15 protein-coding genes and 1 pseudogene are annotated in these 13,662 nt (G+C 68.2%); all 16 read left to right on the top strand.

Annotated elements, in window-relative coordinates; translation table 11 throughout:
- Positions 1-187: 187 nt before the first annotated feature.
- The 16 genes and pseudogenes from secY to glmM all read left to right on the top strand — a co-directional run bounded on the left by secY (position 188) and on the right by glmM (position 13,487).
- Positions 188-1,504, top strand: coding sequence for a preprotein translocase subunit SecY (gene secY / locus ACWDYJ_RS25620; protein WP_451567935.1), 1,317 nt, complete (start codon positions 188-190; stop codon positions 1,502-1,504).
- Positions 1,504-2,151: an adenylate kinase gene (locus ACWDYJ_RS25615; protein ID WP_451567934.1), complete on the top strand. Its 648-nt coding sequence runs from the start codon at positions 1,504-1,506 to the stop codon at positions 2,149-2,151. The genes secY and ACWDYJ_RS25615 overlap by 1 nt, the downstream gene beginning before the upstream one ends.
- Positions 2,152-2,274: 123 nt before the next feature.
- Entirely contained in the window at positions 2,275-3,126 is an 852-nt protein-coding gene (gene map / locus ACWDYJ_RS25610) for a type I methionyl aminopeptidase (RefSeq protein WP_451567933.1), read from the top strand.
- 123 nt (positions 3,127-3,249) lie between these two features.
- Positions 3,250-3,384, top strand: a pseudogene (locus ACWDYJ_RS25605) (type I methionyl aminopeptidase); the annotation flags it as partial.
- 139 nt (positions 3,385-3,523) lie between these two features.
- Positions 3,524-3,745 (top strand): translation initiation factor IF-1, encoded by a 222-nt coding sequence (gene infA, locus ACWDYJ_RS25600; RefSeq protein ID WP_003956442.1) that lies wholly within the window; start codon positions 3,524-3,526, stop codon positions 3,743-3,745.
- Positions 3,746-3,819: 74 nt separating this feature from the next.
- Positions 3,820-3,933 carry a 50S ribosomal protein L36 gene (rpmJ, locus tag ACWDYJ_RS25595; protein WP_003956441.1) on the top strand — a complete coding sequence of 38 codons (114 nt, stop codon included), beginning with the start codon at positions 3,820-3,822 and terminating at the stop codon, positions 3,931-3,933.
- A gap of 199 nt (positions 3,934-4,132) precedes the next feature.
- Complete coding sequence (gene rpsM, locus ACWDYJ_RS25590) at positions 4,133-4,513, top strand: 30S ribosomal protein S13 (RefSeq protein ID WP_069921529.1); 381 nt, start codon at positions 4,133-4,135, stop codon at positions 4,511-4,513.
- A 54-nt stretch (positions 4,514-4,567) separates the two neighbouring features.
- The gene (rpsK, locus tag ACWDYJ_RS25585) at positions 4,568-4,972 is read left to right on the top strand and encodes a 30S ribosomal protein S11 (RefSeq protein ID WP_006376016.1); all 405 of its coding nucleotides are present in this window, start codon (positions 4,568-4,570) and stop codon (positions 4,970-4,972) included.
- Between the two features lie 149 nt (positions 4,973-5,121).
- A complete protein-coding gene (locus tag ACWDYJ_RS25580; protein WP_008739666.1) occupies positions 5,122-6,144 on the top strand; it encodes a DNA-directed RNA polymerase subunit alpha in 1,023 nt (340 codons plus the stop codon).
- Between the two features lie 135 nt (positions 6,145-6,279).
- Positions 6,280-6,759: a 50S ribosomal protein L17 gene (gene rplQ / locus ACWDYJ_RS25575; protein WP_384537100.1), complete on the top strand. Its 480-nt coding sequence runs from the start codon at positions 6,280-6,282 to the stop codon at positions 6,757-6,759.
- A gap of 124 nt (positions 6,760-6,883) precedes the next feature.
- The gene (truA, locus tag ACWDYJ_RS25570; protein WP_451567932.1) at positions 6,884-7,735 is read left to right on the top strand and encodes a tRNA pseudouridine(38-40) synthase TruA; all 852 of its coding nucleotides are present in this window, start codon (positions 6,884-6,886) and stop codon (positions 7,733-7,735) included.
- Between the two features lie 54 nt (positions 7,736-7,789).
- Entirely contained in the window at positions 7,790-9,409 is a 1,620-nt protein-coding gene (locus tag ACWDYJ_RS25565; RefSeq protein WP_451567931.1) for an ABC-F family ATP-binding cassette domain-containing protein, read from the top strand.
- Between the two features lie 64 nt (positions 9,410-9,473).
- Positions 9,474-10,748 carry a glycosyltransferase family 87 protein gene (locus ACWDYJ_RS25560; protein ID WP_451567930.1) on the top strand — a complete coding sequence of 425 codons (1,275 nt, stop codon included), beginning with the start codon at positions 9,474-9,476 and terminating at the stop codon, positions 10,746-10,748.
- A gap of 235 nt (positions 10,749-10,983) precedes the next feature.
- Entirely contained in the window at positions 10,984-11,427 is a 444-nt protein-coding gene (gene rplM / locus ACWDYJ_RS25555; RefSeq protein ID WP_451567929.1) for a 50S ribosomal protein L13, read from the top strand.
- Positions 11,428-11,471: 44 nt separating this feature from the next.
- The gene (rpsI, locus tag ACWDYJ_RS25550; protein WP_451567928.1) at positions 11,472-11,993 is read left to right on the top strand and encodes a 30S ribosomal protein S9; all 522 of its coding nucleotides are present in this window, start codon (positions 11,472-11,474) and stop codon (positions 11,991-11,993) included.
- A gap of 135 nt (positions 11,994-12,128) precedes the next feature.
- Positions 12,129-13,487 carry a phosphoglucosamine mutase gene (glmM, locus tag ACWDYJ_RS25545; protein WP_451567927.1) on the top strand — a complete coding sequence of 453 codons (1,359 nt, stop codon included), beginning with the start codon at positions 12,129-12,131 and terminating at the stop codon, positions 13,485-13,487.
- Positions 13,488-13,662 lie beyond the last annotated feature (175 nt).

The following is a 13,662-nucleotide window of genomic DNA, read 5'->3' as shown; positions in this document are numbered from 1 at the left end:
GACGAAACTCAGTGACAAATAGCTAGAAACCCGACCGGGGATGCCTCACATATGGGGCATCCCCGGTTGGTCGTTCCACGGGGGGCGCAGTCGCCGGTAAGGTGGCCTGCACCTTTGCATGTACGTATTCGTCGATCCCTCAGACCGTCACCTCTGACGCAGTAGCGCGGGGGTCGCAGGAGGCACCGTGCTCACCGCGTTCGCCCGGGCGTTCAAGACGCCCGACCTGCGCAAGAAGCTGCTCTTCACGCTCGGCATCATCGTGCTGTTCCGGCTCGGGTCCCATATCCCGGTACCCGGCGTGAGCTACAAGAACGTTCAGATCTGTGTGGACCAGATGGGGAGCGGCAACAACAGCCTCTTCGGTCTCGTCAACATGTTCAGCGGTGGCGCGCTGCTGCAGATCACGATCTTCGCGCTCGGCATCATGCCGTACATCACGGCGAGCATCATTCTGCAGCTGCTGACCGTGGTCATCCCGAAGCTGGAGACCCTCAAAAAAGAGGGCCAGTCCGGCACGTCGAAGATCACTCAGTACACGCGCTATTTGACGGTCGCACTCGCGATCCTGCAGGGCACCGGCCTCGTGGCCACCGCCCGCACGGGTGCCCTGTTCTCGACCTGCTCCGTCGGCCAGCAGATCGTTCCCGACCGGTCGATCTTCACCACCGTCGTCATGGTGATCACCATGACCGCCGGCACCTGTGTCGTCATGTGGCTCGGTGAGCTCATCACCGACCGCGGCATCGGCAACGGCATGTCGATCCTGATGTTCATCTCGATCGCCGCCGGCTTCATCGGCGCCCTGTGGGCCATCAAGGAGCAGGGCAAGATCGCCGACGGCTGGGTCGAGTTCGGTGTCGTGATGCTCGTCGGGCTCGCGATGGTCGGCCTGGTGGTCTTCGTCGAGCAGGCGCAGCGCAGGATTCCCGTCCAGTACGCGAAGCGCATGATCGGCCGCCGTGCCTACGGCGGTACCTCGACCTACATCCCGCTCAAGGTGAACCAGGCGGGCATCATCCCCGTCATCTTCGCCTCGTCGCTGCTCTACATCCCGGCGCTCGTCGTGCAGTTCAGCGGTTCCACCGCGGGCTGGGCCACCTGGATCAACAAGCACTTCGTCAAGGGCGACCACCCGTACTACATCGCCGTCTACTTCCTGCTGATCGTCTTCTTCGCGTTCTTCTACGTGGCGATCTCGTTCAACCCCGAGGAAGTTGCGGACAACATGAAGAAGTATGGTGGGTTCATCCCGGGCATCCGCGCCGGCCGGCCCACCGCCGAGTACCTGAGCTACGTACTCAACCGGATCACCTGGCCGGGGTCGCTGTACCTGGGTCTCATCGCTCTTGTGCCGACGATGGCGTTGGCGGGCTTCGGGGCGAACCAGAACTTCCCGTTCGGCGGGACGAGCATCCTGATCATCGTGGGTGTGGGTCTGGAAACCGTGAAGCAGATCGAGAGCCAGCTCCAGCAGCGCAATTACGAAGGGTTCCTCCGCTGATGCGAATCGTCCTCGTCGGACCCCCGGGTGCGGGCAAGGGAACGCAGGCCGCGTTCCTCGCCAAGAACCTTTCGATCCCGCACATCTCCACGGGCGACCTCTTCCGCGCCAACATCAGCCAGAACACGGAGCTGGGCCGGCGCGCGAAGGCGTTCATGGACGCCGGTGACCTCGTCCCCGACGAGATCACCATCGGCATGGCCAAGGACCGCATGGAGCAGCCGGACGCCGCGGGCGGCTTCCTGCTCGACGGCTTCCCGCGCAACGTCTCGCAGGCCGAGGCGCTCGACGTGATGCTCCAGGCCGAGGACATGAAGCTGGACGCCGTCCTCGACCTGGAGGTCGAGGAGGACGAGGTCGTCAAGCGGATCGCCGGTCGTCGGATCTGCCGCAACGACTCCGCGCACGTCTTCCACGTCACGTACGCCCCGCCGAAGGCCGCGGGCGTCTGCGACACCTGTGGCGGCGAGCTGTACCAGCGCGGTGACGACTCCGAGGACACGGTCCGCAACCGGCTCGAGGTCTACCACACGCAGACCGAGCCGATCATCGATTACTACAAGGCCCAGGGCCTGCTGGTGACCATCCCCGCCCTCGGTGAGGTCGCGGACGTCACGCGGCGCGCGATGGACGCCCTGAAGAAGTAGTCATGTGAGTGCGCGTAACCCTTTGTGAGTGCGTGCTGTGAGTGCAGGTCGGCCGCGGTGTCCTCTGGGCATCGCGGCCGTACTGTTGAGACGACCCGTTTCGAAGCTGGGAAGGCATTTTTCATGGTCCAGATCAAGACCCCCGAGCAGATCGCGAAGATGCGCGAGGCAGGGCTGGTCGTCGCCGCGATCCACGCGGCGACCCGTAAGGCGGCCGTTCCGGGCGCCACGACGCGGGATCTGGACATGGTGGCCCGCAAGGTGATCGCGGACGCCGGGGCCAAGTCCAACTTCCTCGGCTACGGCGGCTTCCCCGCGACCATCTGCACCTCGGTCAACGAAGTCGTCGTCCACGGCATCCCGGACGACAAGACGGTCCTCAAGGACGGCGACATCATCTCCATCGACGCCGGCGCGATCGTCGACGGCTGGCACGGTGACGCGGCCTACACGGCCTTCGTGGGCACCGGGCACGCCCCGGAGCTCATCGAGCTGTCCCGGGTCACCGAGGAGTCGATGTGGGCCGGTATCGCGGCCATGAAGCTCGGCAACCGCCTGGTCGACATCTCGAAGGCGATCGAGACGTACATCAAGCGCCAGCCGCGCCCGTCCACCGGCGACCACAGCCTCGGCAAGTTCGGGATCATCGAGGACTACGGCGGCCACGGCATCGGCTCCGAGATGCACATGGACCCGCACCTGCTGAACTACGTCTCGCGCAAGCGGGGCAAGGGCATCAAGCTGACCCCGGGCGTCTGCCTGGCGATCGAGCCCATGGTCTCCCTGGGCACCGCCCAGACGGAGGTACTGGCGGACGACTGGACGGTCATCACGACGGACGGCACCTGGTCCTCGCACTGGGAGCACTCCATCGCGCTGACGGAGGCCGGTCCGATCGTCCTGACCAGCCCGGACTGCGGCAAGGCGAAGCTGGCGGAGTACGGCGTGACCACCGCGCCCGACCCGCTGGGGTGATCCGGCCGGCAAGGCGACAGCCGGGCTGTACCCCCAGGGTCGACGGACGGAGTCCGGCGCAGCCTCGCGAAGCTTGTGAGGCGCGCCGGCGCCGAGCCCGCGAGCGGGCGTCGGGAAATGGTCGGCACTTGGTCCTCGCACTGGGAGCACTCCATCGCGCTGACGGAGGCCGGTCCGATCGTCCTGACCAGCCCGGACTGCGGCAAGGCGAAGCTGGCGGAGTACGGCGTGACCACCGCGCCCGACCCGCTGGGGTAGCCGCAGGTTAATGATCTAGACTCATGGGCAAACTTTCCGGATTCGTCTTTCTGGGTGCCCTGACGTAGACTGACTCGTCGGCTCTCGTGCACATCCATGCCTGGGAGCCGATCAAGGTAGCCGATTCGAAAGGCGAAGCGTGGCCAAGAAGCAAGGTGCCATCGAAATCGAGGGCACCGTGATCGAGTCCCTCCCGAACGCGATGTTCAAGGTGGAACTCCAGAACGGTCACAAGGTCCTCGCGCACATCAGCGGCAAGATGCGCATGCACTACATCCGCATCCTCCCTGATGACCGGGTTGTCGTGGAGCTTTCCCCGTACGACCTCACGCGTGGCCGGATCGTCTACCGATACAAGTAGATCTTGTCCTCACTCCTGCCTGGGCGTCTTGTCCCGGTGCGGGTGGTGGCACTGACCCGGAGAACCTCACCCACATGAAGGTCAAGCCGAGCGTCAAGAAGATCTGCGACAAGTGCAAGGTGATCCGCCGTCATGGTCGGGTCATGGTCATCTGCGACAACCTGCGCCACAAGCAGCGCCAGGGCTGACGCACGCCGACCGACCTGCACTACGCAGTTCTTCGCGCGACGTAAGAAAACGTACATACGCAGAACCCGCCCAGCCCTCCAGAGGGGCCGGCGGTACCTCCGGCGGGGGCCGGGGACCCGGACGTACCATCACCCATTCGGGTGGTCGGCGGTCGGGACTGGTTCTGCGGAAGACCCCCGAACACACAGGAGCCATTGAATGGCACGCGTTTCCGGTGTTGACATCCCGCGCGAAAAGCGTGTGGAGATCGCACTTACCTACGTCTTCGGTGTCGGTCGCACCCGGTCCAAGGAAATCCTTGCGGCCACCGGTGTGAACCCGAACACCCGCGTTCGTGACCTGGCCGAAGAGGACCTCGTCAAGATCCGCGAGTACGTGGACGCCAACCTCCGCACCGAGGGTGACCTCCGCCGCGAGATCCAGGGCGACATTCGCCGCAAGATCGAGATCCAGTGCTACCAGGGCATCCGCCACCGTCGTGGCCTGCCGGTGCACGGTCAGCGCACCAGCACGAACGCACGTACCCGCAAGGGTCCGCGTCGCGCGATCGCCGGTAAGAAGAAGCCGGGCAAGAAGTAGTCCTGTTCAGCGGTCTTGCGCTGTAGGACCGACCACCTCCCGTAGGAGATTTAGATGCCCCCCAAGGGTCGTCAGGGCGCTGCCAAGAAGGTGCGCCGCAAGGAAAAGAAGAACGTCGCTCATGGGCACGCCCACATCAAGAGCACGTTCAACAACACCATCGTGTCGATCACGGACCCCGCGGGCAACGTGATCTCCTGGGCCTCCGCCGGCCACGTCGGCTTCAAGGGCTCGCGCAAGTCCACCCCCTTCGCCGCGCAGATGGCCGCCGAGTCGGCCGCCCGCCGCGCGCAGGAGCACGGCATGCGCAAGGTTGACGTCTTCGTCAAGGGTCCGGGCTCCGGCCGCGAGACCGCGATCCGCTCCCTCCAGGCCACTGGCCTCGAGGTCGGCTCGATCCAGGACGTCACCCCCACCCCGCACAACGGCTGCCGCCCGCCGAAGCGCCGCCGCGTCTGACGCAGCGGACGCACTTGTGCGTTCTTGAGTGTCCGGGCGGTACGAACCCTTCGCGGGGGACGTGCCGCCCGTACCCTTGTAAGTCCGCAGCTCGCGCTGCGTCCGTCGGGCGTCAAATAGTGGGCGTCCACGACTGAAGGAACACAGACATGCTTATCGCTCAGCGTCCTTCGCTGACCGAAGAGGTCGTCGACGAGTACCGCTCGCGGTTCGTGATCGAGCCGCTCGAGCCGGGCTTCGGCTACACCCTCGGCAACTCCCTGCGCCGTACCCTCCTGTCCTCGATCCCGGGTGCAGCGGTCACCAGCATCCGCGTGGACGGCGTCCTGCACGAGTTCACCACCGTGCCGGGTGTCAAGGAAGACGTCACCGACATCATCCTCAACATCAAGCAGCTGGTCGTCTCCTCGGAGCACGACGAGCCGGTCGTGATGTACCTGCGCAAGCAGGGTCCCGGCCTGGTCACCGCTGCCGACATCGCGCCCCCGGCCGGTGTCGAGGTGCACAACCCGGACCTGGTCCTCGCCACGCTCAACGGCAAGGGCAAGCTGGAGATGGAGCTGACCGTCGAGCGCGGTCGCGGCTACGTCTCCGCCGTCCAGAACAAGCAGCTGGGCCAGGAGATCGGTCGCATCCCGATCGACTCCATCTACAGCCCGGTCCTCAAGGTCACCTACAAGGTCGAGGCGACCCGAGTCGAGCAGCGCACCGACTTCGACAAGCTGATCGTCGACGTCGAGACCAAGCAGGCCATGCGCCCGCGTGACGCCATGGCGTCCGCCGGTAAGACCCTGGTCGAGCTGTTCGGTCTGGCGCGCGAGCTCAACATCGACGCCGAGGGCATCGACATGGGCCCGTCCCCGACGGACGCCGCGCTCGCCGCCGATCTGGCGCTGCCGATCGAGGAGCTCGAGCTCACGGTCCGCTCGTACAACTGCCTCAAGCGCGAGGGCATCCACTCCGTGGGTGAGCTCGTGGCCCGCTCCGAGGCGGACCTGCTCGACATCCGCAACTTCGGTGCGAAGTCGATCGACGAGGTCAAGGCGAAGCTGGCCGGCATGGGCCTGGCCCTCAAGGACAGCCCGCCCGGATTCGACCCGACCGCTGCCGCCGACGCCTTCGGCGCCGACGACGACGCGGACGCCGGTTTCGTCGAGACCGAGCAGTACTGATTCTTCCCGTCGCCGGCGGCTGAGGCTCTCGCCTCAATCGCCGGCCGGGCTTGTTCTACTTCCGCGGGGCAGCCGCTCCGGGGGAACTGACACCGGTACCTGACACGGCCGGTGCAGATATGAAGGAGTAATTCCATGCCGCGTCCCGCAAAGGGTGCCCGTCTGGGCGGCAGCGCCGCGCACGAGAAGCACCTCCTCGCGAACCTCGCGAAGGCGCTCTTCGAGCACGGCCGCATCACCACCACCGAGGCCAAGGCCCGCCGCCTGCGTCCCTACGCCGAGCGTCTGGTCACCAAGGCCAAGAAGGGCGACATCCACAACCGTCGCCTGGTGCTGCAGACGATCACGGACAAGAGCATCGTGCACACGCTGTTCACCGAGATCGCCCCGCGCTACGAGAACCGCCCCGGTGGTTACACGCGCATCACCAAGATCGGCAACCGTCGTGGCGACAACGCCCCGATGGCGGTCATCGAGCTGGTCGAGGCCCTGACGGTCGCCCAGCAGGCCACTGGTGAGGCCGAGGCCGCCACCAAGCGCGCGGTCAAGGAGGCGGAGGCCAAGGCCGAGGCCACCGAGACCCCCGCTGAGCCCGCCGACGAGTCGGCTAAGTAGTTAGGTCAAGGAGGCCTGATCCTTCGGGATCACGCTTGCTTGAACGGCTCTGAACGGGCCCGCCCCCTTCCGGGGCGGGCCCGTTTGCCGTTCGTCCGAAAGACGCAGCGAGAGGATCGGTCACGTGAGTGACGAGGTGGAGCCCGGACACGTCCGGGTGCGGCTGGACCTGAGTTACGACGGCAAGGACTTCTCCGGCTGGGCGAAGCAGCGCGTGCTGCGGACCGTGCAGGGGGAGCTGGAGTCCGCCCTGAAGACCGTGATGCGGCTGTCCGAGCCGGTCGAGCTGACCGTGGCCGGGCGGACGGACGCCGGTGTGCACGCCCGCGGGCAGGTCGCGCAGTTCGACCTGGCCGAGGAGGTGTGGGCCGAGCACCAGGACAAGCTGCTGCGCCGCCTCGCGGGCCGCCTCCCGCACGACGTACGGGTCTGGAGGGCCGCGCGGGCCCCCGAGGGCTTCAACGCCCGGTTCTCGGCCATCTGGCGCCGCTACGCCTACCGGGTCGGCGACCACCGGGCCGGCGTGGACCCGCTTCGCCGTGGGCACGTGCTGTGGCACCAGTGGCCGCTCGACGTGGACGCCATGAACCAGGCGGCCGCCGTGCTGCTCGGGGAGCACGACTTCGCCGCGTACTGCAAGAAGCGCGAGGGCGCCACGACCATCCGTACGCTCCAGCAGCTCAGCTGGGAGCGGGCCGAGGACGGGATCGTCACCGCGACCGTCCGCGCCGACGCCTTCTGCCACAACATGGTCCGCTCGCTGGTCGGCGCCCTGCTGCACGTGGGCGACGGGCACCGGCCGGTGGAGTGGCCCGGACAGGTGCTGGCCGCGGGCGTACGGGACTCCTCGGTGCACGTGGTGAAGCCGCACGGGCTCACCCTGGAGGAGGTCGGCTACCCGGCGGACGAGCTGCTGGCCGCCCGCAGCAAGGAGGCGCGGAACCTGCGCACCCTGCCCGGAGCCGGCTGCTGCTGAGCGGGGACGTTTATCGGTTTGGGCGGATCGCGCCCTGCCTGGACAATGCGCGGCATGGGACATCTCGAAGCCGGCCACCTGGAGTACTACCTTCCCGACGGGCGGGTACTGCTCCCCGACGTCTCCTTCCGCGTGGGGGAGGGCTCGGTCGTCGCCCTGGTGGGGGCGAACGGGGCGGGCAAGACCACCCTGCTCAAGCTGATCTCGGGGGAGCTCCAGCCGCACGGCGGCGGGGTCTCCATCAGCGGCGGGCTCGGTGTGATGTCGCAGTTCGTGGGGTCCGTCCGGGACGAGACGACCGTGCGTGACCTGCTGGTATCGGTGGCGCAGCCGCGGATCCGGGAGGCGGCGAAGGCCGTCGACCGGGCCGAGCACCTGATCTTGACGGTGGACGACGAGTCCGCCCAGATGGCGTACGCGCAGGCGCTCAGCGACTGGGCCGACGTCCAGGGCTACGAGGCGGAGACCCTGTGGGACGTCTGCACCATGGCCGCGCTGGCGATCCCGTACGACAGCGCGCAGTACCGCGAGGTGCGCACGCTGTCGGGCGGTGAGCAGAAGCGGCTGGTGCTGGAGGCGCTGCTGCGCGGGCCGGACGAGGTGCTGCTGCTCGACGAGCCGGACAACTACCTCGACGTCCCCGGCAAGCGGTGGCTGGAGGAGCAGCTCAAGGTCACCCGCAAGACCGTGCTGTTCGTCTCGCACGACCGGGAGCTGCTGTCCCGGGCGGCCGAGAAGATCATCAGCCTGGAGCCGGGCCCGATGGGCACGGACGTGTGGGTGCACGGCGCGGGCTTCGACACGTACCACGAGGCCCGCAAGGAACGTTTCGCCCGCTTCGAGGAGCTCAAGCGCCGCTGGGACGAGGAGCACGCCCGGCTGAAGGCCCTGGTGCTGCGGCTGCGCAACCAGGCGGCGAGCAGCCCCGACATGGCCTCGCGCTACCGGGCGATGCAGACCCGCTTCCAGAAGTTCGAGGAGGCCGGCCCGCCGCCGGAGCCGCCGCGCGAGCAGGACATCCGGATGCGGCTCAAGGGCGGCCGTACGGGCGTGCGGGCGCTGACGGTGGAGAACCTGGAGCTGACCGGCCTGATGAAGCCGTTCTCGCTGGAGGTCTTCTACGGGGAGCGGGTCGCGGTGCTCGGCTCGAACGGCTCCGGGAAGTCGCACTTCCTGCGGCTGCTGGCGGGCGAGGACGTCAAGCACTCGGGCACGTGGAAGCTGGGCGCGCGGGTGCTTCCCGGCCATTTCGCGCAGACGCACGCCCACCCGGAGCTGTTCGGCCGCACGCTCGTCGACATCCTGTGGGCGGAATGCTCCAAGGACCGGGGCGCGGCGATGTCCGTGCTGCGCCGCTACGAGCTGGAGCGTCAGGGTGACCAGCCGTTCGAGAAGCTCTCGGGCGGCCAGCAGGCGCGTTTCCAGATCCTGCTGCTGGAGCTGGCCGGTACGACGGCGCTGCTGCTGGACGAGCCGACGGACAACCTGGACCTGGAGTCGGCGGAGGCCCTCCAGGACGGCCTGGAGGCGTACGACGGCACTGTGCTGTGTGTCACGCACGACCGTTGGTTCGCGCGCACATTTGACCGTTATCTGGTCTTCGGTTCGGACGGTGTTGTACGGGAGACTCAGGAACCCGTGTGGGACGAACGTCGGGTCGAACGCAAGCGCTAGGGGCGACCACCCCTCGGCGGGTCGAGGGGGAGGCGCTGTGGGGCTGCGGCCTAGCATCTGGCTCATGCGTATCTGGTTCGCGCGGCGGGACCACGCGTCCACGGGGGACCGGCTGGTGGCCTGGCTGCTGAGGCCGGCGCCCCGGTCCTTGCGGGTGGTCTCCCTCGTCGTCCTCCTCGCCATCGCGGTCTCGACGAGCCTGCGGGCGAACTGGGGATCGGACAACGCCTTCGTGGTCAAGGCGGCCGACGCGCTGCTGGCGGGGGTCTCCCCGTACGAGGACAAGCGGTTCCTGTACCTGCCGAGCGCCGTGATCATGGCGGTGCCGGAGGCGCTGGTGCCGCAGGCGGCGCTGCGCTGGCTGTTGCCGCTGGGGATGTCGGGGCTGCTGGGGCTCGGGTGGTGGGCCGCTCTGCGGCTGTTCTCGGTGCCGGTGTGCTCGCGCTTCGCGGTCGGTGGTTTCGCGCTGTTCGCGCTCGCCTACAAGCCGTACCTGAACCTGGTGCTGATCGGGAACTGGACGGCGATCTCGGCGGCCGCGCTGCCGGTGGCCCTGCTGCTCGCCCACCGGCGGTCGTGGGTGGCCGCCGGGCTGGTGGTGGGGCTGGCGATCGCCTGTAAACCGATGCTCGTGCCGCTCGGGCTGCTCTTCGTACTGGCCCAGCGGTGGCGGGGGCTGGCCGTGGCGGTGGGCGTGCCGGTGGGGCTGTCGCTGGCCGGGGCGCTGCTGATGCCGAACCCGACGCTGTTCTTCACCAAGACACTGCCGTTCCTACTCCAGGGGCAGGACTCCTACGCGCTGCCCTGGGACGCGTCGCCGATCGCCGCGCTGCCCCGGCTCGGGGTGCCGGCGCCGCTGGCGGTGCTGGTGGCCTTCGCGGGGGCCGGGTGCGGGCTGTGGGCGGCCTGGCGGCGCTGGCGGCGTCCGGAGGCCGCCGACGGCGACGGGGGCGAGCTGAGGCTGGTGGAGACGGCCTGCATGGTGATGCTCGCCGCATTCCTGGTGTCGCGGCCGTCCTTCGACCACTACCTGCTGGTGGTGCTTCCGCTGCTGCTGGCGTCGGGGGTGCGGGCGGGCTCGATGCCGCGCTCGCCCTGGTTCTGGCTGGCTCTGGTGCCCCAGACGGCGGGCATTCCGTGGCCCTCGGAGTTGGAGGCCAAGCGGCGGGCGTTCCGGGACATGGTGACCTTGTGCGCGCTCTCCGGGCTGCTGGCGCGGCGCGCGCTGCGGCCCGGCCGGGTTAGGCTGGAGGCCGTACGAACTGCGGGGTCCCCACCCAGGACCGATCCGGAGTGCACCGCGACCCCCGTCGAGACGGGGTCGCGGACCGCGTTTTGACCCTTCCAGGTCTTCACGGGTATCCTGCTGGTTCGTTATGCGTATTGGCTTGCTCATTCTCACGTGAATTGGCCTTACGCCGGTCCACCGGGCCGATGACCAGCGGTACACACGGGTTGCGTCCCCGATGTGAACCAGGGCTGTCGTGATCGTCCGTGGTGACCCATGTCAGGACCCGTCCCTTCGGGCTCACCCCCCGGGGATGACCCACCACTGAAGAAGCGAAGGCATACGCGTGCGTACGTTCAGCCCCAAGCCCGGCGACATCTCGCGCCAGTGGCTCGTCATCGACGCCCAGGACGTGGTCCTCGGCCGTCTGGCGACCCAGGCCGCTGCCCTCCTGCGGGGCAAGCACAAGCCGACCTATGCCCCCCACATGGACATGGGCGACTTCGTCATCATCGTCAACGCCGACAAGGTTCACCTGTCCGGCAACAAGGCGACCCAGAAGATGGCGTACCGCCACTCCGGTTACCCGGGTGGTCTGCGTTCGGTCCGCTACGACGACCTCCTGGCGAACAACCCGGAGAAGGCCGTCGAGAAGGCCATCAAGGGCATGCTCCCCAAGAACACCCTGGGCCGTCACATGCTTTCGAAGCTGAAGGTCTACTCGGGCGACCAGCACCCCCACGCTGCCCAGCAGCCGGTGCCGTTCGAGATCACCCAGGTCGCGCAGTAGTTCCGGCCACACCCCCTAAGACGTAGAAAATTCTGAGGAGCATCGTGGCCGAGACCACCGCCGAGACGACCCCCGTCGAAGAGTTCGAGGGCAACGTCGAGGAGTACACCAGCGAGTCCGAGGCCGTCGTCGAAGGCGACTACACCTCCGAGTCCCTTGCCGGCCGCTTCGGCGACCCCCAGCCGGCCGCCGGCCTGGGCCGTCGCAAGAACGCCATCGCCCGCGTCCGGATCGTTCCGGGCACCGGCAAGTGGAAGATCAACGGTCGCACCCTTGAGGACTACTTCCCCAACAAGGTGCACCAGCAGGAAGTCAACGAGCCGTTCAAGCTCCTTGAGCTCGACAACCGCTACGACGTCATCGCCCGCATCTCGGGTGGCGGCGTCTCCGGTCAGGCCGGTGCCCTGCGCCTCGGCGTGGCCCGTGCGCTGAACGAGGCGGACGTCGACAACAACCGCCCGGCGCTGAAGAAGGCCGGCTTCCTCTCCCGCGACGACCGTGCGGTCGAGCGCAAGAAGGCCGGTCTCAAGAAGGCCCGTAAGGCTCCGCAGTACAGCAAGCGTTAATCTGCGCCTGCTGTTCTGCAACGAAACCGCCCCGGCAGCACTCTCTGTGCTGTCGGGGCGGTTCGTTTACCGCCACAAGCGGCAAATACCTGTCACAAGCGGTCACAAGCGAAGCGTGAACTCGGGAGGACAACAGTGGGACGACTCTTCGGGACGGACGGTGTACGAGGCGTCGCCAACGCGGATCTGACGGCTGAGCTCGCGCTCGGCCTCTCCGTGGCGGCCGCACATGTACTGGCCGAGGCGGGCACCTTCGCGGGCCACCGGGCCACCGCGGTCGTCGGCCGCGATCCTCGTGCGTCGGGCGAGTTCCTGGAGGCCGCGGTCGTCGCGGGCCTCGCGAGCGCGGGCGTGGACGTCCTGCGCGTCGGTGTGCTGCCCACCCCGGCGGTGGCGTATCTCACCGGTGCGCTGGGCGCCGACCTCGGCGTGATGCTCTCCGCCAGCCACAACGCGATGCCCGACAACGGCATCAAGTTCTTCGCGCGCGGCGGCCACAAGCTCGCCGACGACCTGGAGGACCGGATCGAGTCCGTCTACGAGGAGCACCGTACGGGCGCGCCCTGGGACCGGCCCACCGGCTCCGGCGTCGGCCGGGTCTCCGACTACGACGAGGGCTTCGACAAGTACGTCGCCCACCTCATCGGCGTCCTGCCGAACCGGCTCGGCGGGCTCAAGGTCGTCCTGGACGAGGCGCACGGCGCGGCCGCCTTCGTCTCGCCCGAGGCCTTCACCCGGGCGGGTGCGGAGATCGTCACCATCGGCGCCGAGCCCGACGGGCTGAACATCAACGACGGCTGCGGCTCCACCCACCTGGACCTGCTGAAGCAGGCCGTCGTCGAGCACGGGGCCGACCTCGGCATCGCGCACGACGGCGACGCCGACCGCTGCCTCGCGGTGGACGCCACCGGCGCGGAGGTGGACGGAGACCAGATCCTCGCGGTGCTGGCCCTGGCCATGCGCGAAGCGGGCGGGCTGCGCGAGAACACCGTGGTCGGCACCGTCATGTCCAACCTGGGCTTCAAGCTGGCCATGGAGTCCGAGGGCATCGCGGTCGTGCAGACCGGGGTCGGCGACCGCTACGTGCTGGAGTCGATGAAGGAGAACGGCTACGCGCTCGGCGGTGAGCAGTCGGGCCACGTGATCATCCTCGACCACGCGACGACCGGCGACGGCACGCTCACCGGGCTGCTGCTGGCGGCGCGGGTCGCGGCCACCGGGCGCACGCTGGCCGACCTGGCCGGGGTCATGAAGCGGCTCCCGCAGATCCTGATCAACGTGCCCGACGTGGACAGGTCCCGGGTCGGGACCTCGGCCGAGCTGGCGGTCGCCGTCGCCGACGCCGAGCGCGAGCTGGGCGCCACCGGGCGGGTGCTGCTGCGTCCGTCCGGTACGGAGCCACTCGTACGGGTGATGGTGGAGGCCGCCGACATCGAGCAGGCCCGCGCGGTCGCCGGGCGGCTGGCGGACGTCGTGAAGTCGGCGCTGGGCTAGGGCGTGTTTCGAAAGTAGCGCCGTCCGCCCGCAGGGCGGGGCCCACGGCGTCTGGTGCGTGCAATCGCAAGGCGGAGGATCATCCTCGTACTGGACGTACTTGGATGACTCCGACAACGCAGCGAGTGCGCGTGCCAGGCGTCGCGGGCCAGGCGGGACTTTCGAAACACGCCCT

The sequence above is a fragment of the Streptomyces sp. NPDC003042 genome, from assembly GCF_053591315.1.
This window is presented reverse-complemented; position numbering and strand designations above follow the sequence as displayed.